Origin of the sequence: Celeribacter baekdonensis (assembly GCF_003047105.1) — a bacterium.
Classification (GTDB): domain Bacteria; phylum Pseudomonadota; class Alphaproteobacteria; order Rhodobacterales; family Rhodobacteraceae; genus Celeribacter; species Celeribacter baekdonensis_B.
On the sequence record NZ_CP028475.1, the window covers coordinates 2932952 to 2955493 of the forward strand.

General features: G+C 57.6%; 20 protein-coding genes, 1 tRNA gene and 5 pseudogenes. 17 read left to right on the plus strand and 9 right to left on the minus strand.

The window, feature by feature from the left end:
- Positions 1–17: 17 nt before the first annotated feature.
- Both rpsO and DA792_RS18080 read right to left on the minus strand, forming a co-directional pair.
- Entirely contained in the window at positions 18–287 is a 270-nt protein-coding gene (gene rpsO, locus DA792_RS18075) for a 30S ribosomal protein S15 (protein ID WP_009570598.1), read from the minus strand.
- Positions 288–437: 150 nt separating this feature from the next.
- Positions 438–734 carry a DUF5665 domain-containing protein gene (locus tag DA792_RS18080; protein ID WP_107721750.1) on the minus strand — a complete coding sequence of 99 codons (297 nt, stop codon included), beginning with the start codon at positions 732–734 and terminating at the stop codon, positions 438–440.
- Between the two features lie 173 nt (positions 735–907).
- Between DA792_RS18080 and DA792_RS18085 the strand changes: the two genes are divergently transcribed.
- Positions 908–2314 (plus strand): calcium-binding protein, encoded by a 1407-nt coding sequence (locus DA792_RS18085; RefSeq protein ID WP_107721752.1) that lies wholly within the window; start codon positions 908–910, stop codon positions 2312–2314.
- A 12-nt stretch (positions 2315–2326) separates the two neighbouring features.
- Here the strand turns inward: DA792_RS18085 and DA792_RS18090 are convergent, their stop codons facing one another.
- From DA792_RS18090 to rbfA, 3 genes and pseudogenes are all read right to left on the minus strand, one after another.
- On the minus strand, positions 2327–2839 hold the full coding sequence (locus tag DA792_RS18090; RefSeq protein WP_107721754.1) for a DUF1643 domain-containing protein: 513 nt from the start codon (positions 2837–2839) through the stop codon (positions 2327–2329).
- Positions 2840–2878: 39 nt separating this feature from the next.
- Positions 2879–3786 (minus strand): annotated as a pseudogene (gene truB, locus DA792_RS18095) (tRNA pseudouridine(55) synthase TruB).
- On the minus strand, positions 3786–4223 hold the full coding sequence (gene rbfA / locus DA792_RS18100; RefSeq protein WP_107721757.1) for a 30S ribosome-binding factor RbfA: 438 nt from the start codon (positions 4221–4223) through the stop codon (positions 3786–3788). The pseudogene truB and the gene rbfA overlap by 1 nt, the downstream one beginning before the upstream one ends.
- 102 nt (positions 4224–4325) lie before the next feature.
- On the opposite strand from rbfA, the pseudogene dapB reads away from it, so the two are divergent.
- Positions 4326–5146 (plus strand): annotated as a pseudogene (gene dapB, locus DA792_RS18105) (4-hydroxy-tetrahydrodipicolinate reductase).
- Positions 5147–5216: 70 nt separating this feature from the next.
- Positions 5217–5564, plus strand: a complete 348-nt coding sequence (locus DA792_RS18110; protein WP_107721759.1) for a dihydrodipicolinate reductase — start codon at positions 5217–5219, stop codon at positions 5562–5564.
- Between the two features lie 16 nt (positions 5565–5580).
- Here the strand turns inward: DA792_RS18110 and DA792_RS18115 are convergent, their stop codons facing one another.
- Entirely contained in the window at positions 5581–5787 is a 207-nt protein-coding gene (locus tag DA792_RS18115; RefSeq protein WP_107721762.1) for a DUF1674 domain-containing protein, read from the minus strand.
- A 47-nt stretch (positions 5788–5834) separates the two neighbouring features.
- On the opposite strand from DA792_RS18115, the gene DA792_RS18120 reads away from it, so the two are divergent.
- The 10 genes and pseudogenes from DA792_RS18120 to DA792_RS18165 all read left to right on the plus strand — a co-directional run bounded on the left by DA792_RS18120 (position 5835) and on the right by DA792_RS18165 (position 18059).
- Positions 5835–7127 carry an RsmB/NOP family class I SAM-dependent RNA methyltransferase gene (locus tag DA792_RS18120; protein WP_107721764.1) on the plus strand — a complete coding sequence of 431 codons (1293 nt, stop codon included), beginning with the start codon at positions 5835–5837 and terminating at the stop codon, positions 7125–7127.
- A 93-nt stretch (positions 7128–7220) separates the two neighbouring features.
- Positions 7221–8965, plus strand: a pseudogene (locus DA792_RS18125) (heparinase II/III family protein).
- A 48-nt stretch (positions 8966–9013) separates the two neighbouring features.
- Positions 9014–10603, plus strand: coding sequence for a bifunctional phosphoribosylaminoimidazolecarboxamide formyltransferase/IMP cyclohydrolase (gene purH, locus DA792_RS18130; protein ID WP_107721765.1), 1590 nt, complete (start codon positions 9014–9016; stop codon positions 10601–10603).
- Between the two features lie 9 nt (positions 10604–10612).
- The gene (gene lspA / locus DA792_RS18135) at positions 10613–11086 is read left to right on the plus strand and encodes a signal peptidase II (RefSeq protein WP_107721767.1); all 474 of its coding nucleotides are present in this window, start codon (positions 10613–10615) and stop codon (positions 11084–11086) included.
- Positions 11087–11144: 58 nt separating this feature from the next.
- The gene (locus DA792_RS18140) at positions 11145–11636 is read left to right on the plus strand and encodes a DUF3035 domain-containing protein (RefSeq protein ID WP_107721769.1); all 492 of its coding nucleotides are present in this window, start codon (positions 11145–11147) and stop codon (positions 11634–11636) included.
- Positions 11637–11747: 111 nt separating this feature from the next.
- Positions 11748–13093 (plus strand): annotated as a pseudogene (locus tag DA792_RS18145) (M16 family metallopeptidase).
- Complete coding sequence (locus DA792_RS18150; protein WP_107721771.1) at positions 13090–14397, plus strand: M16 family metallopeptidase; 1308 nt, start codon at positions 13090–13092, stop codon at positions 14395–14397. The pseudogene DA792_RS18145 and the gene DA792_RS18150 overlap by 4 nt, the downstream one beginning before the upstream one ends.
- A gap of 69 nt (positions 14398–14466) precedes the next feature.
- Positions 14467–16370, plus strand: a pseudogene (mutL, locus tag DA792_RS18155) (DNA mismatch repair endonuclease MutL).
- The gene (locus DA792_RS18160) at positions 16370–17551 is read left to right on the plus strand and encodes a DNA recombination protein RmuC (RefSeq protein ID WP_107721773.1); all 1182 of its coding nucleotides are present in this window, start codon (positions 16370–16372) and stop codon (positions 17549–17551) included. Before mutL ends, DA792_RS18160 begins: the two are co-directional and overlap by 1 nt.
- 115 nt (positions 17552–17666) lie before the next feature.
- On the plus strand, positions 17667–18059 hold the full coding sequence (locus tag DA792_RS18165; protein ID WP_107721775.1) for a DUF3775 domain-containing protein: 393 nt from the start codon (positions 17667–17669) through the stop codon (positions 18057–18059).
- A 107-nt stretch (positions 18060–18166) separates the two neighbouring features.
- Here DA792_RS18165 and ykgO read toward each other — a convergent pair whose 3' ends face one another.
- Both ykgO and DA792_RS18175 read right to left on the minus strand, forming a co-directional pair.
- Entirely contained in the window at positions 18167–18292 is a 126-nt protein-coding gene (ykgO, locus tag DA792_RS18170; protein WP_005850168.1) for a type B 50S ribosomal protein L36, read from the minus strand.
- A 61-nt stretch (positions 18293–18353) separates the two neighbouring features.
- Positions 18354–18428, minus strand: a tRNA-Val gene (locus DA792_RS18175).
- Between the two features lie 284 nt (positions 18429–18712).
- Here DA792_RS18175 and DA792_RS18180 point away from each other — a divergent pair.
- Positions 18713–19573 carry an N-formylglutamate amidohydrolase gene (locus tag DA792_RS18180; protein ID WP_107721777.1) on the plus strand — a complete coding sequence of 287 codons (861 nt, stop codon included), beginning with the start codon at positions 18713–18715 and terminating at the stop codon, positions 19571–19573.
- 7 nt (positions 19574–19580) lie between these two features.
- Here DA792_RS18180 and DA792_RS18185 read toward each other — a convergent pair whose 3' ends face one another.
- The gene (locus DA792_RS18185) at positions 19581–20834 is read right to left on the minus strand and encodes a DNA polymerase IV (RefSeq protein WP_107721779.1); all 1254 of its coding nucleotides are present in this window, start codon (positions 20832–20834) and stop codon (positions 19581–19583) included.
- A 92-nt stretch (positions 20835–20926) separates the two neighbouring features.
- On the opposite strand from DA792_RS18185, the gene DA792_RS18190 reads away from it, so the two are divergent.
- The 3 genes from DA792_RS18190 to DA792_RS18200 are packed head-to-tail and all read left to right on the plus strand — an operon-like array spanning position 20927 to position 22531.
- Positions 20927–21820 carry an SPFH domain-containing protein gene (locus tag DA792_RS18190; RefSeq protein WP_107721781.1) on the plus strand — a complete coding sequence of 298 codons (894 nt, stop codon included), beginning with the start codon at positions 20927–20929 and terminating at the stop codon, positions 21818–21820.
- A complete protein-coding gene (locus DA792_RS18195) occupies positions 21820–22107 on the plus strand; it encodes an NfeD family protein (protein ID WP_107721783.1) in 288 nt (95 codons plus the stop codon). Before DA792_RS18190 ends, DA792_RS18195 begins: the two co-directional genes overlap by 1 nt.
- On the plus strand, positions 22094–22531 hold the full coding sequence (locus tag DA792_RS18200; protein WP_107721786.1) for an NUDIX hydrolase: 438 nt from the start codon (positions 22094–22096) through the stop codon (positions 22529–22531). Before DA792_RS18195 ends, DA792_RS18200 begins: the two co-directional genes overlap by 14 nt.
- Positions 22532–22542: the final 11 nt, after the last annotated feature.

Sequence of the window (22542 nt, forward strand, 5' to 3'; positions counted from 1 at the left end):
GGCGATCTGCTTTTGGCTTAGCGACGCAGGCCCAGACGTTCGATGAGGGACTGGTAACGGGACTCGTCTTTGCCTTTGACGTAGTCGAGCAGCTTACGGCGCTGTGCGACCATCATCAAAAGACCACGACGGCCGTGGTTGTCTTTTTTGTGGATTTTGAAGTGCTCGGTGAGCGTGGCAATGCGCGAGGACAGAATGGCAACCTGAACTTCAGGCGAACCGGTGTCGCCCTCTTTGGTCGCGAATTCTTTCATCAGCCGTGCTTTTTCTTCAGCAGTAATCGACATCGGGGTCTCCTTTAAGATCAAAGGGTTATGGCGCAGGCCGGGATGTCGTCCAGCAAGGCCCTTGGAGGGTATTCTCAATCGGATCGACTGAGAATAGGCGCACTTAGTCGGATTCTGTCGAAAAGGAAAGGGATTTGTGAGTCTGCCGCCTTATTGGCCTGCTCCAACCTTTGCTGTTTCATTCATAATCTCTGCCGCCATTTGCTTGGCCCATTCGCCGACAATCGGAACGACTTCCATTTGATTGAGAACATAGCCCACAATCGACACAAGAATGGTTGCCCCCGCCACGGACCCAAAGCCAAATGCCAAACCGCGCAGGAATTGAAACCACATCAATTTCCAATAAGAATCATGAATGCGCACAAATTTATGCCGGTTAAAACGCGCCACCTCTTCGCGCAGTCCTTTGATATTGCTCGATAAGGTTTCGGTGTCGTCCGTCATGATCCATGCCTTGTTTGGGGATGTCTGTGCCCCCTTATTAGCGTCTTTTTCGCACTATGAAAATTAACCTTTGTTAACAAATGTTTAGATTAACTTGTCTGGAGTTTCCCCCTTTTATTTCAAAACAAACGGCGTAAATTGGACGAGGGTGAATATGTGTGAGGAATGGGTGTATGCTTTGGGCATTGGCGTTGTTAGGGCTGCTTCCTGCGGCATTTGCGGTCAGCGATATGGCCATGGCGTCTGATGATGCTGATTCCCCAGATGACTCCATTGACGATCCCACGGATGACCCCACAGATCCGTCAACCGAGACGGGTGATCTCGTCGATCCATTTGAGGATGTCGATGCATCAGAAGGTGTCGACGCCTCCTCCGTTGATCCGATTACTGATGACCCCGGTGAGGATTACACCGTGTCTCTCGGCTCCGGCGAAACACAATTTGTAAATTTCACAAGTGGCGAAGACCAAGTGACCCTTGACCTCAGCGATGGCGGAACAGGCGAATTTGTCATTGAGCCAATGCTTGATGACAACGGTGCCGAAATTGGCACAAGCCTGTCCTATATGGAGGGCGAAGACGAAACCACACTGTCCTTCCTTGGTCTGAATGAACTGCCGGTTGGTGATATTTCTGTGCTGATTACCGATCCGGACACATTGGAAACACATCTCTTTTCTCTTAGCGAGCTTGGTGATTTCGGCGCCATTGATCCAAACGATCCCGATACGCCAGATGTGGCTGGACCGTCGGGGAGCGCTGATGACGACGTGCTCACGGCCAATGATCCCGATGTGCCCGATGTTGCAGGGCCTGTGGGAACTGCCGATGATGACGTGCTCAGCCCAAATGCGGATGACACCCCTATCGGTGGTGCGCCAACGGGGTCACTGACTGGCGAGACGGTCGAGTATACCTTGGGCGATGATGGCGAAACTTTCATTCTGGCTGATGATGCGATGCAAGGCGGCACAGATGCCACCCTTGCTCTGGATGACAATGACATGCCGACCATCGACACCGACGGGACGCTCAACATCGTCACGGGCGGGGCGGGGGATGACACGATCGCTGCGGGCGATGATGCGGCCATCATTGATGGCGGCGCGGGCAATGATACGATCTACGGCGGGGATGGCACGGCCATCCTGTCGGGGGGCGCGGGCGATGATACCATCTATGCCGGCAATGACACCGGGTCCGCATATGTGCTGTCCGGGGATGACGGGGCTGACCATCTCTATGGCGGCGATGGTGATGATACGATCCTGATGGATGCAAATGACGTGGCTGCGGGCGGTGCGGGAGCCGATAGTTTCTGGCTCTATTACGATGCCAATGCGGATGTCGGCCATGCCGAAATCACCGATTTTGATCAGGGTGAGGACATGCTGCGTGTGACGCTGAACCCCGATGACACCTATTCTGGCACGCTTGATGTCGAAGTTGGTCAGACCGAAGATGGTCTGTCGAGCCAGGTGATTGTGAATGGGGATGTGGTCGCGGTACTGTATGGGGCGCCCAATGTTACGGCGGGTGATGTCGTGGTCGAACTCAGCCCTTCGGCCCTGTCTTAAACGCGCCTTGCCCTATGGCTCCGGCCAAAGCTCCGGCTGCTGAGTGTAGGCAATATAGAGCGGGTGTTTGGGATGCCCGGCCTTGGACAGGCCAAGGTGAAACAAATCCCGCCCCGTATTGCGCAAAAGCCGCTCCATATCGGCGCCGCGATTTAAATGCGCACCATGGGTGCCCCAGGCACAGAGAATCTGATCGGCCCAAAGCGCAAATTCCGCAATCGTTCCGTCATTTTCCGGGCCAACCGGGTCGGCTGCTTGACGCATCTTTTTCGGATCTGTGTCGCGCCACGCGAAAATATTGGTGACGCAAAACGACCCAAACCCCAAAGTCCGCGCCCGCCGTTCACAGCGTTCCACAGTCGGATCGTTTTGAACTTCTGTGGCCGTCGATGGGTTGAGCATGACGAAAAGCGCCTTGCGCCCCTCCGGTTCCCATGTGCGGACAAGCGAGTAACGATAGCGTTCGCAATCGGAATAGACGGCGGTCGAGGGCGCATCGCCTTTGATATGGGTACGGGTGATCATCGGCGTTGAATGGCGTGTTCTGCGGATCAGATCAAGCCTTCAGAGATTGAAAACCCGCGAGGGATGCAATTCCCCGCCCATATAGCGGCCAACCGCCAAGGGTTTGCCCTCAAAAGACGCCCAAACCTCGTCACCATATTCGACCCCATCTGCGGGATAGACCATGCCGGGATTGCCGTTCTTAAGCCGCACCGCGCCCTCGGGGTGCAACGCACCTCTTCGAGATCAGTCAGCCCTTCTTCGACGGGCCGGACGTAGGCGTCGAGCGCTTCGGTCTTGGCCAATTTATCAATGGTGTCCAAGGTGATGCCGTCTTCGGCGTCCCATGGTCCGGACCAGTTTCGGCGCAGCCATTGCACATGCCCGAAACAGCCCAAAACCTCACCCAAATCACGCGCAATCGCGCGGACATAGCCGCCCTTGCCGCACACCATTTCAAGGATCACATGATCGGCGTCCACGCGTTCGATCAGGGTCAATTCATCGACATATAGCGGTCGGGAAGCGATCTCGAACTCTTCGTCGGCGCGGGCCAATTTATAGGCGCGTTCGCCGTCAATTTTCACCGCCGAAAACTTTGGAGGCACCTGCATGATGTCGCCTGTAAACTGCGGCAAAGCAGCTTCGATTTCTGCGTCGGTTGGGCGGGTGTCGCTCTCAAAGATCATTTCACCTTCGGCGTCATCGGTGTTGGTCGATTGGCCCAAGCGCACGGAAAACCGGTATGATTTCAAGGCATCCGTGATGTAAGGGACGGTTTTTGTCGCCTCGCCCAGTGCCACGGCCAAAACGCCGGTGGCCTCTGGATCAAGGGTGCCTGCGTGCCCGGCCTTTTGCGCGTTCAACGCCCAGCGCACCTTGTTGACAACCGAGGTCGAAGTGATGCCAGCAGGCTTGTCCACGACCAACCAGCCGTGAACCTCGCGGCCCTTTTTACGGCGCGCCATTACTCTTCTTCATCCCCGTCGGGGGTGTCATTTGGTGTATCTTGTTTTTGAATGTCGCGCTGAACCCGTTCGTCGGAAAAAATCCGGCGGGTCTCGTCCATCCGGTCAAACGTATCATCCAGGGCAAAGCGCATTTCGGGCGTGTGTTTGATGCCCAAAGCTTTGCCAACCTGATGGCGAATTTCGCCCTTGTTGCGGCGCAGGGCCTCAAGGGCTGCGTCTGCATCTTTGCCGCCCAGCGGCAAGATATAGGCGGTTGCGACCCGAAGGTCCGAGCCCACACGCACCTCGCCCACCGTGATCGACATCATGGTGAGATCGGGATCGTGAATTTCACCGCGCGCAAGCATTTCAGAGAGACGACGCCGAATGGCCTCGCCGATGCGCAGGGTACGATGCGAACCGCTGGGTCCGCCGGAATGAGAACGTTTTGCCATGGCCGCGAGATAATCCCGATTGACCTTTCATGCAAGCGGGCTTTGCCAAACTCTTCGCCACACGCTAAACCACGCCAACACATTCGTCAGGAGACCAAAGACATGACCGACATCCCCGGCACCCTGCCCGGTATCGTGATCACCGGCGCGTCCGGCCGTATGGGCCAGATGTTGATCAAGACCATTGTGGCTTCTGATAAATGTAAACTCGTGGGCGCGATTGAGCGCACGGGGCATGATTGGGTTGGTCGCGATGTCGGTGAGGCCATGGGGGCACGGCGCTGGGCGTGACGGTCACCGATGATGCGTTGGAGGCGTTTTCTCAGGCGCAGGCCGTGATTGATTTCACTGCCCCCGCGGCCACGGTGGAATTCGCAGCCCTCGCGGCGCAGGCGCGTTGCGTGCTTGTGATTGGCACCACGGGGCTGAGTGAGGATGATTTGGCGAACCTGTCGCTTGCGGCGCATCACGCCACGATTGTTCGGGCGGGCAATATGTCTCTTGGGGTCAACCTTTTGACTAAGCTCACAAAAATGGTCTCCGCCGCCTTGGATGCCGATTATGACATCGAAATCATCGAGGCCCATCACAACAAAAAAGTCGATGCGCCCTCTGGCACCGCTTTGATGCTGGGCGAGGCCGCCGCCGAAGGGCGTGGGGTGTCGCTAAACGATGTACGCGAGTCTGGGCGGGACGGCATCACCGGCGCGCGCAAACGCGGCGACATCGGCTTTTCGGCCATTCGTGGCGGTGACATCATTGGCGAACATGACGTGATGTTCGCGGGCGAGGGGGAGCGGATCATCCTGCGCCATGTGGCGTCTGATCGCTCGCTTTTTGCCAAAGGCGCACTGAAGGCCGCGATCTGGGGCCAGGGGCAAAAGCCGGGCGAATATGACATGTTGGACGTTTTGGGCCTGTAAGATTGGGCTGTGAGTGATCCAAATCGGCTGGTGCATCGTAATCTTTGAAAGAATTCAAAGAGGATGCGTCATGTTTCGTATGGCCTTATTGGTTTTGGCTGTCCCAATCGCCGCGCAGGCCGAAGACCTGTCGCGGGTTGAGACTCAGTCCGATTTCATTGCAACCGTTGAGGGACGCGCGCTGACGCGGCTCGGCATAACGCTTGAGGTGCGCACGGACGGCCGCATCACAGGTCGTGCTTTTGGTAAGGATGTGAGTGGCGACTGGACGTGGCGGGACGGATATTTTTGCCGCACATTGTTTCATGGCGCGGATGATTTAGGCCCGAATTGCCAAGTGGTCGCGGCCAGTGCGGATAAAATTCGCTTTACGGCCGATCAGGGGGCCGGGCCGTCAGCGGGCTTTTCGCTAAGATAGCCCGCGTCACACGTGGTTAAAAATCAATCGCGAGACCCTTTTTCTCCCAATCGCCGTAGCGCACGGGTTCGGGACCTTCACGGCCACCCAATTCAATCGGCATGTCCGCCAACGCCGCTTCACGGGCTTTGCGGCGCTCTTCGGCCTCGGCCAAAGCACGTTGTGCGGCGGCGGGCAAATCGGTCTTTGAATCTAAGGCGGGCTTTTGTGTGTCGTCGCTCATCGAGAAATCCTTGTCCGGCTTGCCCTTCTGATATACTCGCCAATGCCATGAAAACAAGATCAACCAACACCCCATCTTCCGTTGCCGGGCTTGAAGCCCGGCGTGCCGCTTTGGCTTTGCTTGACGCCATTTTGGTGGAAAAGCGGCTTTTGTCCGAAGTGCTGTTGCTGCGCACCAAAGATTTGACGCCCGAAGATCGCGCCCGCGCGCAGCGATTGGTGAGCGAATGTTTGCGGGTGATGGACCGTTGTGACCGGATGCTTGGCCCGCATTTGACCAAACGCCCTGCGCCGCATGTAATGAATGCGCTGCGCCTTGGTGTCTATGAAATCTGCGCCGTGGGTGAGGCCGCACATGGGGTGGTGAATGCCTATGTCGCTTTGATGCAAGAACGCGCCAAGGCAAGCCATTTCAAAGGCTTGGTCAACGCGGTTCTGCGCAAAATCGACGCGAGTAAAGACAAATGGGACGCGCTGCCCGCGCCGATGATGCCAAAATGGCTGCGCAAACCGTTGATCGCGGATTTTGGCAAAGAGGCCGTGGCCTTGATGGAAGCGGCCCACGCGCAGGGAGCGCCACTGGACTTGAGCATTAAGGGGGACATGACCGGATGGGCCGAAACGCTGGGCGGTACAGTCTTGCCAACAGGCTCTCTGCGGCTTGATCCGTCGGTTCAGGTCACCAAACTTGAGGGATTCTCCGAAGGCGCATGGTGGGTGCAAGATGCCGCTGCCGCTTTGCCTGCGCGCATCCTCGCGCCGCGCTCAGGCGAACGTGTGTTGGATATGTGTGCCGCACCGGGTGGCAAAACCATGCAGCTTTCTGCGGCTGGGGCCGTTGTGACGGCGCTCGATATTTCCGAATCCCGGATGAAACGGGTGCAAGAAAACCTGACGCGATGTGGCTTGAGCGCTGAAATCGTCATCGGTGATGCGCTGGAATACGAAGATGGTCCGTTTGATGCGATTCTACTGGATGCGCCCTGTACGGCAACGGGCACGATCCGGCGTCACCCGGATCTGCCGCAGGTCAAAGACGGCTCCGATTTTCCCGGTCTGTTTGAGTTGCAAGAGCATCTGATTGACCGAGCTTTGGGCCTACTTAAACCCGGTGGACGGCTGATTTATTGCACCTGTAGCCTGCTCATTGATGAGGGCGAAGAACAGGTGCGCGATGCGAAATTGCGCCACCCTGATTTGGTTGTTGATCTTGATGCGCTGCACATTGAGGGCGTTGATCCCAACTGGATCGGCGCAGAAGGGCTGCGCACGCGGCCTGACTATTGGGCGGATTTTGGCGGATTGGACGGATTCTTTATCACGGTTCTGCGCCGGGGCTAAAATCGCGGCCATTTCCCAATGACATCCCGGCCCCCGCCCGCTATCTTTGCGGGCAAACGAGAATAACCCGAAAACAGGGTGAGGCAGGCCCGTATGTCAGACAGCGAGGATTGGCGCGCAAAGACCGTTCGCCGCATGAACCAGTTTCATGCGTGGCGTGCCGCGCGTGCAAAGCCTGCGACCGGATTTGTCTCGCAACCTGAGCCCAAATCTATCGGTTCTTTTGCGCGCGGGCGGCAACTCATCGCCGGGAATTTTTTATTCGCGGGCTTTCTTATTGAGGCGCCGAACACGTCAATTTGGGACTTGGATGCGCCGAGTTCTGCCTTTGTCGAAGAGCTGCATGGCTTTGCCTGGATGGATGATCTGGCTGCCGTTGGCGATATCAATGCGCGCACGCGGGTGCAGGACTGGATCGAAGTCTGGATGGACCGCTATGCGCGCGGCACGGGACCGGGGTGGACGCCGGATCTAACAGGGCGTCGGCTGATCCGCTGGATCAATCACGCGCTGTTTTTCCTGTCGGGCCGTGAGACCGAAGTCTCCAACGCCTTTTTTCAAACCCTTGCCCAACAAACGATTTTTCTGTCTCGGCGCTGGCAAACGGCCAGTCCGGGCCTGCCCCGGTTTGAGGCTCTGACCGGGTTGATTTACGCGGGGCTGTCGCTTGAGGGGATGGAAGAACACGTCTCCCCCGCCGTGACCGCGCTGGCGCATGAATGCCAGACCCAGATTGATACAGAGGGCGGTCTGCCGACGCGCAACCCCGAAGAATTGCTGGAAGTGTTCACGCTTTTGACCTGGGCCGCGAGCGCGTTGTCTGAGGCCGGGAAAATTGCCGAAGAGGCGCATTTGGCCGCGATAGACCGCATTGCCCCGACCCTGCGCGCGCTGCGCCATTCAGACGGCGGATTGGCGCGGTTTCATGGCGGTGGGCGTGGCACGGAGGGCCGATTGGACCACGCACTGGCGGCCTCAGGAAACAAAGCTGCGCCCGGCGAAGAGCTGCATATGGGCTATCTCAGACTCTCGGCAGGGCGCACCTCGATCATCGTTGATGTGGCCCCCCTCCGGGGCTTGAAAGCTCGTTCAATGCTCATGCTTCGACGCTTGCCTTTGAGCTAACGTCCGGGCGGCGACCGTTGATTGTCAATTGCGGGGCAGGGGCCAGTTTTGGCCCGGAATGGCGGCGCGCCGGGCGGGCAACCCCGTCGCATTCGACGCTTGGCATCGACGGGTTTTCCTCATCGCGGCTTGGTCCGAAAAAGATCATCGGCGGGCATTTGCGCGAATATTTGGTCGATGTGCCGACCGATGTGCGCCTTGAACGCCGGGTCTCTGAGGATGGCGGCGGGTTCGTCGCCGGACACAATGGTTATATGCGCACCCATGGGTTGACCCATGTGCGTCAGATCGAATTGTCACGCGATGGGCGCGGGATTGCAGGCGAAGACACATTGGCCACGATCACCGCCGCCGATGAGGCGCAGTTTGATCGGATGATGGATCGGTTGAAACTTCAGGGCATCCCGTTTCAGGTCCGGTTTCACCTTCATCCCGATGTGGATGCGGAACTGGATATGGGGGGCGCGGCGGTGTCGATGGCGCTCAAATCCGGCGAGGTTTGGGTGTTTCGCCACGATGGACGGGCGAAATTAAGCCTGGAACGGTCGGTTTATCTCGAAAAAACGCGATTAAAGCCGCGTGCGGCGAAACAAGTGGTTCTATCTGCGACCGCAATGGATTATGCGACGCGCGTCCGTTGGACTCTCGCGAAAGCGCAGGAAACGCCCACGACGCTCCGCGATCTTGAGATGGACGACGAGACTTTGAGTTGATCAGAGATCTGATCTGACCTGCATTCGAGCTACCTTGGGGACTGCCACATGACCGACCTTTACCCTGTGCGTCGCGCACTTCTTTCCGTTTCTGACAAAACTGGCCTTATCGAGTTGGGCCGCGCCTTGGCCGGAAAGGGTGTTGAGCTTTTGTCCACGGGCGGCTCCGCCAAAACGCTGCGCGATGCGGGTTTGGACGTAAAAGACGTCTCTGAGGTCACGGGGTTCCCGGAGATGATGGACGGCCGGGTCAAAACGCTGCACCCGAAAGTGCACGGTGGTCTTTTGGCGCTGCGCGACAATGCCGAGCATGTCAAAGCGATGGACGAGCACGGGATTGGTGGCATCGACCTTTTGGTGGTGAACCTCTACCCGTTTGAGGCCGCTTTGGCGCGCGGCGCGGACTATGACGAAATGATCGAGAACATCGACATTGGCGGGCCTGCAATGATCCGCGCCTCGGCCAAGAACCACGGGTTTGTCGCCACTGTGGTGGATGTCGAAGATTACGATGCGTTGATCGCCGAACTTGAGACCAATGATGGTCAGACCACCTATGCGTTCCGTCAAAAGCTGGCGCAAATCGCCTATGCCCGCACCGGCGCCTATGACGCCGCCGTGTCCAATTGGATGGCCGATGCGATTGGCGAGACCGCGCCGCGCCGCCGAGTGGTGGCCGGTCAGATCAAACAGACCCTGCGCTATGGCGAAAACCCGCACCAATCTGCGGCGTTTTACACCGATGGTTCGGACCGTCCCGGTGTGGCGACCTTCACCCAGCATCAGGGCAAAGAACTGTCCTACAACAACATCAACGACACCGATGCGGCGTTTGAATTGGTGGCCGAATTTGACCCGGCGGAAAGCCCCGCTGTGGCGGTGATCAAACACGCCAACCCGTGTGGTGTGGCCAAAGGTGCGACGCTTTTGGAAGCCTATCAAAACGCGTTCGATTGTGACCGCACTTCGGCGTTCGGTGGCATTGTCGCGCTGAACCAAGCGCTTGACGCAGAAACCGCCAAAGCCATCACCGAGATTTTCACCGAAGTGGTGATTGCCCCCGGCGCGTCCGATGAGGCGAAAGCGATTTTCGCCGCGAAAAAGAACCTGCGCCTGTTGACCACCGAAGGCCTGCCGCACGTGTTGGCCAAGCTCAACACCATCCGTCAGGTTGCGGGTGGTTACCTGTTCCAAGACAAGGATGCGGGTTTTGTCGGCATGGATGATTTGAAAGTCGTCACCGAGAAAGCGCCGACACCCGAGCAGATGAAAGATCTGTTGTTCGCGTGGAAAGTGGCGAAACACGTCAAATCCAATGCCATCGTTTACGTCAAGAACCAAGCCACCGTGGGCGTGGGTGCGGGGCAAATGTCGCGTCTCGACTCGGCCTTGATCGCGGCGAAAAAGGCTGAGCGTATGGCCGAAGCTATGGGGCTGCCACAGCCGCTGACCATTGGTTCCGCTGTGGCATCTGATGCGTTCTTCCCCTTCCCTGACGGGTTGTTGGAAGCGGCGGCCGCAGGTGCGACCTGCGTCATTCAGCCGGGTGGCTCGATGCGCGACAACGACGTGATTGATGCCGCAAACGAGGCCGGGCTCGCCATGGTCTTTACTGGCATGCGTCACTTCCGTCACTGAGGGCACAACATGCGGATCACGGCTTATGCAGCGCTGATCACTTTTGTGATCGACCAGCTCAGCAAATGGGTCGTGGTCCATGCGCTCAATCTGAGATCGGTGGGGGAGATCGAGGTCGTCCCCCCCTATCTGGTGTTTCGGATGGCATGGAACCGCGGGGCGAATTTCGGGCTTTTCGCGGAACATGGCGCGCTTTTGCGCTGGGGGTGGGTGATTTTGGCGGTGGTGATTTCGGCTTGGGTCCTGAGCTGGGTCAAACGCGAAAACTTCTCCCGGCTTGGTCAAATCAGTGCCGGTCTTTTGATTGGTGGCGCGTTGGGCAATGCCTTGGACCGCATCCTTTATGGCGCTGTGGCGGATTTTCTGAACACCTCCTGCTGCGGCTTTAAAAATCCCTATGCGTTCAATGTCGCCGATATTGCCATTTTTGCTGGGGCCTTTGGTCTTATCCTTTTCACGGGCGAGCGCAAAAACCGCGCGTGACCTTGACCGCGCCTTGGTCTAAACATAGCTCTGACGCGATGGTGCGGAGGAAAGTCTTATGGTTTCAAAATCGGTTCGCACGGGCATGTGCCTCTTGGCTTTGACGGCGCTCGTGGCTTGTGGCCAGAGCCGCGAATTGACGCCGAATGCGGTCAAAATCGGACCGGATGAGTTTGGCCTCGTGCCCAACAAGCCACTTCAGCAGCCCGCAAGTTTTTCCTCTCTGCCGGTGCCAACGCCTGGAGGGACCAATCTGACGGATGCAACGCCGAAAGCCGATGCGATTTTGGCGCTTGGAGGGCGTGTGCCGCCCGCAACCGGGATTGATGGCGGCATCGTTAGCTATGCCTCGCGCTATGGGGTGGACCCTTTGATTCGCGCTGATTTGGCGAAATCGGACGCCCGCCGCAGCAAAGCCCGCTCTGGCTTGCTTGGCCTTGGTGGAAAATCCTACGAACGGGCCTATCGCGGTCTTGCTCTGGATGCTGTCGCGGAATGGGAACGCTTGCGCGCCTTGGGCATTGTGGTGCCCTCTGCGCCTCAGGACTAAACCCGCCTCCGGACTGATCAAATCCCCGTCACCTCACCTTGCCCTTCACGCAGTTTGCGCGCAACTATGGGCTTGTCGTCCGCGAATGGACCCGACAAAGAAGGTGACCGGATGAAACATGGCTTAATCGCAGCCCTGATTGCGTTTTCTACCCCCGTTTTTGCGGCCGATGTCAGCACATATACGCTCGACAATGGCATGCAGGTTGTGGTGCTCGAAGATCACCGCGCCCCTGTAGTGGCCCATACCGTGTGGTACAAAGTCGGGGCCGCCGATGAACCCATGGGCAAAAGCGGCATCGCGCATTTCCTTGAACATTTGATGTTCAAAGGCACCGATAAAATGGCCGCAGGAGAGCTTTCTGAGACCGTGACGCGAAATGGCGGTTCGGACAATGCCTTCACCTCATGGGATTATACCGCCTATTATCAACGCATTGCCGCCGATCGGCTGGGCCTGATGATGGAGATGGAAGCGGATCGGATGCGTCATCTTCAGATGACCGAAGAGGATGTCGCAACGGAACGTCAGGTGGTGTTGGAAGAGCGCAACCAGCGCACGGACAATGACCCCGGCGCTTTGTTTCGCGAACAAACCCGCGCCGCTCAATATATGAATCATCCTTATGGCGTCCCGGTGATCGGCTGGCGGCATGAGATGGAACAGCTCAATCGTGAAGACGCCTTTGCGTTCTATCACCGCTATTACGCGCCCAATAATGCGATCTTGGTTGTCGCCGGGGATGTTGATCCCGATGCGGTTTATGAGCTGGCCAAAACCTATTACGGCCCGATTGAGCCAACGCCAAATTTGGGCCCACGTGTGCGCCCCTCTGAGCCGCCACAATTGGCCGAACGGCGTTTGACCATGACGGACGCGCGCGTGGCGCAGCCCTCGGTGGCGCGGACCTATCTGGCCCCGGAGCGCAATCCCGGCGATCAAAAAACAGCTGCCGCTCTGAGCATTTTGGCCGAGCTTTTGGGGGCAATTCAACGACCTCTTTTCTGGCGCGCAGGCTCACGTTTGAAAACCCCAAGGCGATCTATGCCGGCGCTTATTATGATGGCTCTTCCATTGACGAGGGCACCTTTAGTCTTGTGATGGTGCCAAAGCCGGGGGTGTCCCTGCAAGACGGCGAGGATGCGCTGGACGCAGCTCTTGCCAAATTCATGGCGGACGGGATTGATCTGGATGAATTGGCGCGGCTCAAAACCCAACTGCGCGCCGGACGTATTTATGCCGAAGACAACATCGAAGGGCTCGCGCGTCAATATGGCGAAGAACTGGCGATTGGCCTGTCGATTGAGGATATTGAGGCCTGGCCGGATCGTCTTCAGGCGGTGACGCCGGAGGATGTGATGGCGGCCGCCGCAGAGGTGTTTGACCGCCGTCATGCGGTGACAGGTTGGCTTATGCCAGCGCAACAACCCGAGACACAACAAGGGGCAAACGGATGAAACGTTTCGCAGTCGCGCTGATGGCGCTGGTTTGGTTCGCATTCCCCGTGCAAGCCGCCGTTGAGATCCAAGACATCACTACGCCGGGCGGGATCAAAGCATGGTTGGTCGAGGAACATTCGATCCCCTTCACCGCCCTTGAAATCAGCTTTCGCGGCGGCACAGTGTTGGATCGTCCCGGCAAGCGCGGTGAGGTCAATTTGATGATGGCGACCTTGGAAGAGGGCGCAGGCGATATGGACGCGCAGGGCTTTGCCAAAGCCCGCGATGCCTTGGCCGCAAGTTTTGATTTCGGTGCCTATAAGGATTCGGTCACCATTTCCGCCCGGTTCTTGACGGAGAACCGGGATGAAGCGATGCAGCTTTTGCGTCAGGCCCTGATGGAGCCACGCTTTGACCAAGATGCGGTGGATCGGGTGCGCGGGCAGGTGATGTCGATCTTGCGCAATGCTGAAACCGATCCCGGCGACATTGCCTCTAAGGCGTTCAATACGATGGCCTTTGGCGATCATCCTTACGGCAGCGACGATAATGGCACATTTGATAGCGTCGCTGGCCTGACCCGAGATGATATGTTTGCCGCCAAGTCCCGTGTGATGACCCGCGATCGGATTTATGTTGGCGCGGTGGGGGATATTTCGGCTCAGGAGCTGTCCACACTTTTGGATGATCTGCTTGGCGATCTTCCCGCAACTGGGCCAGAGGTGCCGAACCGTGTCGATCCTGCTCTGGCCGGTGGTGTCACGGTTGTGCCGTTTGAAACACCGCAATCCGTTGTGATCTTTGGCCAAAAGGGCATTCGGCGCGATGATCCCGATTTCATCCCGGCCTATATCGCCAATGAAATCCTGGGCGGTGGCGCTGATTCTCGCTTGATGCGTGAGGTGCGTGAAAAGCGCGGGCTGACATACGGAATCGGGGCTTATCTTGTCGCTTTTGACCATTCAGAGCTGATCATGGGACAGTTTTCATCCGGCAATGGCTCGGTGTCCGAGGCTGTGGATGTGGTCAAACAGGAATGGGCCAAAATCGCCGCTGATGGCATCACCGAGGAAGAGCTTGATATGGCTAAAACCTATCTGACCGGCGCCTATGCGTTGCGGTTTGATGGCAACGGGCCGATCGCGCGCATTCTTGTGGGTATGCAAATGGATGGGCTCTCTACGGATTATATCGCCACGCGCAATGACTTGGTGACTGCTGTCACTTTGGAGGACATAAACCGGGTGATCAAACGGATTTATGATCCTCAGACGCTGACATTTGTCGTCGTCGGTCAGCCTGATGGACTTCAAACCAACTGAGTTGGCGGGTGAAAAGCCACGTCGAAATGTCGTGGTCGAATCGGAGAATATTATGCTACCTCTAGTGGCATGAATTTACCTCACCGCAACATAAGCCAAGATGAGCCGCGATCCCAATCGCGTCCTGTGATCCGTCAACTGGATGAGGGCGCGATCAACCGCATCGCGGCGGGGGAGGTGGTCGAACGGCCTGCCTCTGCCGTCAAAGAACTGGTGGAAAACGCCATTGATGCGGGTGCGCGCCGGGTTGAGATCGACTATGCCGATGGCGGCAAAACCCTTATTCGGGTGAGTGATGACGGCTGTGGCATGACTGGCGATGACCTGCCCTTGGCGCTGTCACGTCATGCCACGTCAAAAATCGACGGTTCCGATCTTTTGGACATCCACACCTTTGGCTTTCGCGGCGAGGCTTTGCCTTCTCTGGGCGCTGTTGGACGGCTCAAAATCACCTCTCGTGTCGAGGGCGGCGAGGGTGTCACCCTGTCGGTCTCTGGCGGCTATATGGACCCGGTGAAACCCGCCGCTTTGACGCGTGGCACCGTGGTTGAATTGAGTGATTTGTTTTACGCCACGCCCGCGCGGTTGAAATTCCTGCGCACTGATCGGGCCGAGGCACAGGCGATTTCGGACGTGATCAAACGTCTGGCCATGGCTGAACCCTATGTCGGCTTTACGCTACGCGATGTGTCGGGCGGCGGCGAAGGCCGGGTGGTGTTCCGGGTCGATCCCGAAAATGGCGATATGTTTGATGCGCTGCACGGACGTCTGGCCAAGGTTTTGGGCAAAGAGTTTGCCGAAAATGCTTTGGCGATTGATGCCGAGCGCGAAGGCTTGACGCTGACCGGCTATGCCGCGTTGCCGACCTATTCGCGCGGCTCTGCGGTGTCCCAGTTCCTGTTTGTGAATGGCCGGCCGGTGCGCGACAAACTTTTGGTCGGAGCACTGCGCGGCGCCTATTTTGATTTTCTCTCGCGCGACCGCCATCCGGCGGCCTGTTTGTTCCTCGAATGTGATCCGCATTTGGTCGATGTGAACGTGCATCCGGCGAAATCCGAAGTGCGGTTTCGCGATCCTGGCATTGCGCGTGGGCTGATCGTTTCGGCGCTGCGTCATGCTTTGGCGGGGGCGGGGCATCGGGCGTCGACCACGGTGGCCAATGCAACCTTGGGCGCAATGCGCCCGGAGGTGACGGAACCGCGGGTCTATCAAATGGATCGCCCTTCGATGGCCGGGTACGCCGCGCCCTATCGCCCCTCAACCGAGGGGCGGCGCAAAGCTATGCGTGGCAAGCGCCCGAACACCCCGTGCGCAATACGACGCCGGGATTTGCCGAAATGTCTGCGCCCTCTGCACGGATGGAACAGGTCGCGCAACAGCCCGAAACCGAGGCCCTGCCTTTGGGGGCGGCGCGCGCGCAGGTGCATGAAAATTACATCATTGCTCAGACGGAACGTGGCATTGTGATCGTCGATCAACATGCCGCACATGAGCGGCTGGTCTATGAAAAACTGAAAACTCAGATGGCGGAACATGGCGTCAGATCACAGGCGCTTTTGATCCCCGAAGTGGTGGATCTCTCCGCCAATGACGCGCAGATGCTTTTGGATCTGGCCGAGGATCTGGCCCGGCTCGGGTTGGTGATCGAACCCTTTGGCGGCGGTGCGATTGCGGTGCGTGAAACGCCTGCGGTGCTGGGCCGCGTTGATGCCAAGGCGATGATCAATGACATTTTGGACGAGCTGGCCGATTTGGGCGACAGTCACACTGTCCAGGCTCGGATCGAGGCGGTGTTGTCGCGTGTGGCGTGCCATGGCTCGATCCGCTCAGGTCGCCGGATGCATGCCGAGGAAATGAACGCCTTGCTGCGCAAAATGGAGGCCACGCCCCATTCGGGTCAGTGTAACCATGGCCGTCCGACCTATGTCGAGCTCAAGCTGTCCGACATTGAACGGCTGTTCGGACGGACCTGATGGGCAACATAACGGAGACGGGAGTGGCGCTGGATCAGATGCTGATCTTGATGTTTGGCGGCATCGCGGCGCTGGTTTTGATCATGGTGATTTTGCTGTTTGTGTCGGTGCGCCGCTCTGGTGCTGCGATGCGGATGAGCGGACCGATGATGCAGCAAATGGGGCGCTTGGGTCAGACGGTTCAACATCTCTCAGATGGGCAACATCAACTCGCGGGCGGGCTTCAACACGTCTCCGAGGCCCAGGCCGCCGCACAAAGCCACATGATCCAGATGATGGAGAAACGGCTGTCCGATGTGTCTTTGGCGATGTCCGAGAACCTTCAGGGGTCGGCGCGGCGCACGGCGCACTCATTAGGCGAGCTTCAGCAACGGCTGGAGACGATTGATAAGGCGCAGGCGAATATCGAAAAGCTGTCGGGCAATGTGTTGTCGCTGCAAGACATCTTGTCGAACAAGCAAACCCGTGGTGCCTTTGGCGAAATTCAGCTCAATGACATCGTCAGCAAGGCGTTGCCGAAAGACAGCTATACGTTGCAGGCGACGCTCTCAAACGGACGGCGCGCCGATTGTTTGATCCACCTGCCAAACCCGCCGGGACCGATTGTGGTCGATAGCAAATTCCCACTTGAGGCTTATGAGGCGTTGCGGCGTGCGGACACGCAATGGGAGCTGAACGAGGCCGCGAAAATGATGCGGACTTCGGTGAAAAAGCATATCTCTGACATTTCCGAAAAATACATCCTTGAGGGCGAAACCGCCGATGGCGCGTTGATGTTTTTGCCCTCAGAGGCGGTCTATGCCGAGCTTCATGCCAATTTCCCGGAGCTGGTGCGCGAGGGGTTTGATAAAAAGGTCTGGATCGTGTCGCCCACCACCTGCATGGCGACGTTGCACACGATGCGGGCGATTCTCAAAGACGCCCGGATGCGCGAACAGGCGGGGGCCATTCGCAAGGAATTGTCGCTTTTGTCCGGGGATGTGGAACGGTTGGGGCAGCGCGTCGGCAATTTGGACCGGCATTTTGGCCAAGCCTCGAAAGACCTCGAAGAGATCAAAATCTCGGCGGAAAAGGCCGGGAAACGGGCCAATCGGCTTGATAATTTCGACTTTGAAGAGCTCGCGCCCGATGCCGACGTCGTGAGCGTTTCAAACGTCGGAGCGATTGCGCCAAAGCTCTGAGCAGAGTAGGCTTTTGTGCGTGTTGACCTGTGTCATGTTCGCTTAATATCGGACGTTGCACAGTGGTTTACCACAGACGAACCAAACATTTACGCACAGTTGGAGGACGCGAAAGATGGATATCAGCCCAAACAAAGTTGCCTTTGTGATTGTCCGCGCCCGCGAGCTTGGCGCGAAGGTGGGGCGTTGGGATACGCCATCTGATGAGGCCGATGCGGATACGATTCTTGAATCCCGGTCCTCTGACGGCACCGAACGAGAATTGGCCAGCTTTATCCGTGGCCTCAATGATGACGAAAAAGCCGCATTGGTGGCGATCATGTGGGTCGGACGCGAGACCTTTGATGAGTATGACGAGGCGTTTGAAACCGCCAAGACGGAGGCCTCAGCCCCGACGGAACGCTACCTTTTGGGCATTCCGCTTTTGTCGGATTACCTTGAAAGCGGGCTTGAAACGTTGGGTGTGGACACATCTGAACTTGAGGATGAGATTTACCGCAAAGTTTAAAGGACATGCCGTCCCGGTCGATGTCGGGGCGGCGCGCCCTGTTTGATCTGTAGGCATAAAAAAACCGCCCGTGAAACACGAGCGGCTTTTTTTGATCGCTGCTGATCTCAGCCCTGACGGGCTTTGAAACGGCGCTGCGTCTTGTTGATCACGTACACGCGGCCTTTACGGCGCACGACGCGGCAGTCGCGGTGCCGGTTTTTCAGCGAGCGGAGCGAGTTACGAACTTTCATAGTCTTTCTCCTTTTCGCGGCGCCTGCGTGCGCCTGTTAAAACCAATCTAACGGTGGAGAATGGTGGGCGTAACAAGGTTCGAACTTGTGACCCCTTCGATGTCAACGAAGTGCTCTACCACTGAGCTATACACCCATTCCTCCTTGGGAAACTCGCGCCTTGTTCTCGTTTCGCTTCGCAGCGCAAAGAACAAGACGCGGGGCATTCCCGCGTCAGTGGAGGTGCGTATAAGAGGAGTCGAATGATTGTTCAAGGACTTTTGACATTGAATTTCAGCGTCTAAAGCGTTTTGCAATTTATCGGTGGTACGGATTGGATGCAAAACGCCCACAGGAGTGACCCGGAGGGGGTCTTTTCCGCTTTTCGTGATTCAGAAAAAGCACAAAAGGCTTTATAGTTCGTGGTGAAAGGGAGTGCCCATGAGCAAAGTGCCGTATCTGTTGCAAAGACCAGAGAGGAGAACCTCTTGTGTGGTCTTTGCGTCGCCTCACAGTGGGCGCGATTATCCCACCGAGATGGTACAACAGTCGATTCTAAGCCCGCTTCAGCTCCGATCTTCTGAGGATGCGCATGTGGATCGGCTCTATGCTGATGTCCCACGATTCGGTGCGGTGATGGTGTCGGCCACCTATCCAAGGGCTTGGGTTGATCTCAATCGGCGCGTCGATGAAATGGACCCGGCTTTGGTGGCGGGCGTCACCCGCGTCGGGTTAAATCCGCGCATTGCCTCGGGGCTTGGGGTGATTCCGCGTGTGGTCGCGGGGGGGCGGTCGATCTATCGTGGGAAAATCAGCCGGGAAGAGGCCGAACAACGGATCAGGACCGTGTGGAAGCCCTATCACCGGTTGCTTCAGGCGGTGATCGACGAATCGCTGGCCTTGTTCGGCCAATCCATTTTGATTGATTGTCATTCGATGCCGCGTGAGGCTTTGTCTGTGGTGCGCAGTGGCAAAGGACGGCGGCCCGAAGTGGTGATTGGTGATCGCTACGGCGCATCGGCCAATCCGGGTGTCGTAAGCGAAGTGGAGCGCGCGTTTCGGCAACAAGGCTTTGAAGTGTCGCGCAATGTGCCCTTTGCAGGTGCATTTGTGACCCAGCATTACGGCCATCCGGCGCGGCGGTGTCACGCGGTTCAGGTTGAAATTGATCGCTCGCTTTATATGGATGAGTGCACACTTGAGCCGCGCCCCGATTTTAGTGATATTCGGGCGCGTGTCAGTGCGGCGGCGGAAGTGATTGCTGACATCGGGGTCGAGCGGCTGCCTTTGGCGGCGGAATAAGCCGCATCTACCGAAGCGCGCGGCCTTTGCGAATCGCGTCTTTGCCAAATTTGCGACGAATCTCATCGCTGGCGCGTTCGGCGCGGGCGCGTTTGATCGCATCCGGGTCGAGTAAATCCGCCGAGACATCCGCCTGATCGGCGGGCACCAAATCCGAGAGGCCGACACCGATCAATCGAAACGGTCCTTTGTCGATCGCGCCATCCAAAAGTCCGCGTGCAGTGCGATACATCTTGTCGGCCATATTGCTGGGTTCATGCAGCGTCACACGTCGCGTCAGCGTGCTGTGATTGCTGCATTTGAGTTTGAGCGTGACCACCCGCCCCGCAGTCTCTTTGGCTTTGGCGCGGTCGGAGACCTGTTCAGCCAGTCGCCAGATATGCCCGTCCAAAATGTCGAGCGAAGCGGTGTCTTCCAAGAAGGTGGTCTCTTTGGAGATGGATTTGACCGGGCGTTTGGCGGAAATGTTACGGCTGTCTTGGCCGCGTGCCAGGTGCCAAAGCCGATCCCCCATTGAACCGAACCGCTGGTGCAAATCGTCTTTCTCCCAGCGCCTCAAATCGGAAAAGGTCCGTATCCCAGCCTTTTCCAAAGAGGTGCGGGTGGCTTGGCCAACGCCCCAGATCAGGCTCACGGGTTTTGGAGCCAGAAACGCCAGAGTTTCCGCGGCACCAATGACGGAAAACCCACGCGGCTTGTCCAAATCAGACGCGACTTTGGCGAGGAATTTGTTGTGGCTCAGCCCGATAGATCCGGTCAGCCCCAACTCCGTATGCATCCGTTTGACCAGCCGGGCCAACATCACCGCTGGCGGGCGACCATGCAGCCGCGCCGTGCCGCGCAGGTCCATAAATGCCTCATCCAGCGAGAGGGGTTCCACATCCGGGGTGAGTTCGTTCATCATGTCGCGGATGGCGCGCGAAGCCTCGGCATAGGCTGCCATGCGGGGGGGAACCACCACCGCTTCGGGACAAAGGGCGAGGGCTTTGAACATGGGCATGGCTGAGCGAACCCCTTTGATCCGCGCGATGTAACAGGCGGTCGAAACCACCCCCCGTGTGCCGCCGCCGATGATCACCGGCTTGTCGCGCAATTCAGGATTGTCGCGTTTCTCCACGGAGGCATAGAACGCGTCGCAATCCATATGCGCGATGGCCAGATCGTACAGTTCGGGATGCGCAATCACCCTCGGCCGCCCACAGGCGGGGCAGCGAGCACCAGTTTCAAACATCGTAAGGCAATCACGGCAAAGCGCGGGCATATGGGTGTTCCTTGACCTCCTGTCAGTCTATACCCACCTAAAGAGAAGGGCTATCCTCGGCCCCATTATTCCATGTCATCGGGAAAGTTTTCATGAACCAGTTCGATCCTTACCAGTTTCTCACCGGCGGCAATATTGTCACCTTGGCCTTGGCGTTTTTCATTGTTTTGCTTGTTCTCAAAGGCGTGCGGATTGTCCCGCAGTCTGAGAAATTTGTCGTTGAACGGTTCGGTCGTCTGCGCACCGTGCTTGGCCCGGGGATCAACTTTGTCATCCCCTTGATCGACATTGTGGCCCATAAAATTTCCATTCTTGAACGCCAGCTTCCCAATGCGATGCAGGACGCGATCACCTCGGACAACGTGTTGGTCAAAGTCGAAACCTCGGTGTTTTACCGCATCACCGAACCCGAGCGGACCGTGTACCGGATTCGTGATGTGGATGCCGCTATTGCGACGACTGTGGCCGGGATTGTGCGTTCTGAGATCGGGAAAATGGAGTTGGATGAGGTGCAATCCAACCGATCCTCATTGATCACGACGATCAAAGCATCGGTGGAAGAGGCGGTGAATGATTGGGGTATCGAGGTGACGCGGGCTGAAATCCTTGACGTGAACCTTGATGAGGCCACCCGCGCCGCGATGATGCAACAGCTCAACGCCGAGCGGGCCCGCCGTGCGACGGTGATGGAAGCGGAAGGTCAAAAGCGCTCTGTCGAACTGGCCGCCGATGCGGCACTCTATTCCGCCGAGCAAACCGCCAAAGCCCGCCGGGTGCAGGCCGATGCCGAAGCCTACGCCACGGGTGTTGTTGCCGAAGCGATTGCCAAAAACGGTCTGGAGGCCGCGCAATACCAAGTGGCTTTGAAGCAGGTTGAGGCGCTGGTTTCCTTGGGCGAAGGCTCGGGCAAACAAACCATCGTGGTTCCGGCGGCGGCTTTGGAGGCCTTTGGCGACGCGTTCAAACTGTTCAAAGGCAAAGCGTGATGGAGCAAGTCATTCTGTTTTTGGAATGGTGGGTCTGGGGCTTGGCTGCGATCATCTTGTTCGCGCTTGAGGTCATGGTCGCGGGTTTTGTGTTTTTAGGCTTTGCTGTGGGCGCGGCAATTGTGGCGCTGTTGCTGTTTTTGGGCTGGTTCGGATCGAACCTAGCGGTTTTGGTGCTGATTTTTGCGGTGATTTCACTTTTGGCATGGTTTGCGATGCGTCAAGTGTTTGGCATTCGCAAAGGTCAGGTCAAAGTCTGGGACAAAGACATCAATGACGACGTTTGACGTCGTGCGGCCCTTTGATGGGGCGAAGATCGCGATTCTGCGTGGGGATGATGTCCTGACGCTGTTGCGCGATGATTGCCCCGACATTCCCTATCCCAATCAATGGGACCTTCCGGGCGGCGGACGCGAAGGGGTGGAGACGCCGTTTGCGACAGCCGCCCGCGAGTTGTTTGAGGAACTTTCGATCAAAATCGAGCTGTCTCGCGTGATCTATCACGTCGAAGAGAACGGTCACTCCAACCCGGAGACAAAGGTGCATTTCTTTGTCGCCCGGTGGGAGGAGCTCGCGGATCAGGATGTGCGTTTGGGCGATGAAGGGCAGTGTTGGGCGTGGATGCCCGCACGCGATTTCACCACCCGCTCTGACGCTGTGATCTCTTTGCGTCAAAGATTGACCCGGGCGCTTGATGCGCTCGGGCTGTGATTTAGGAAAAC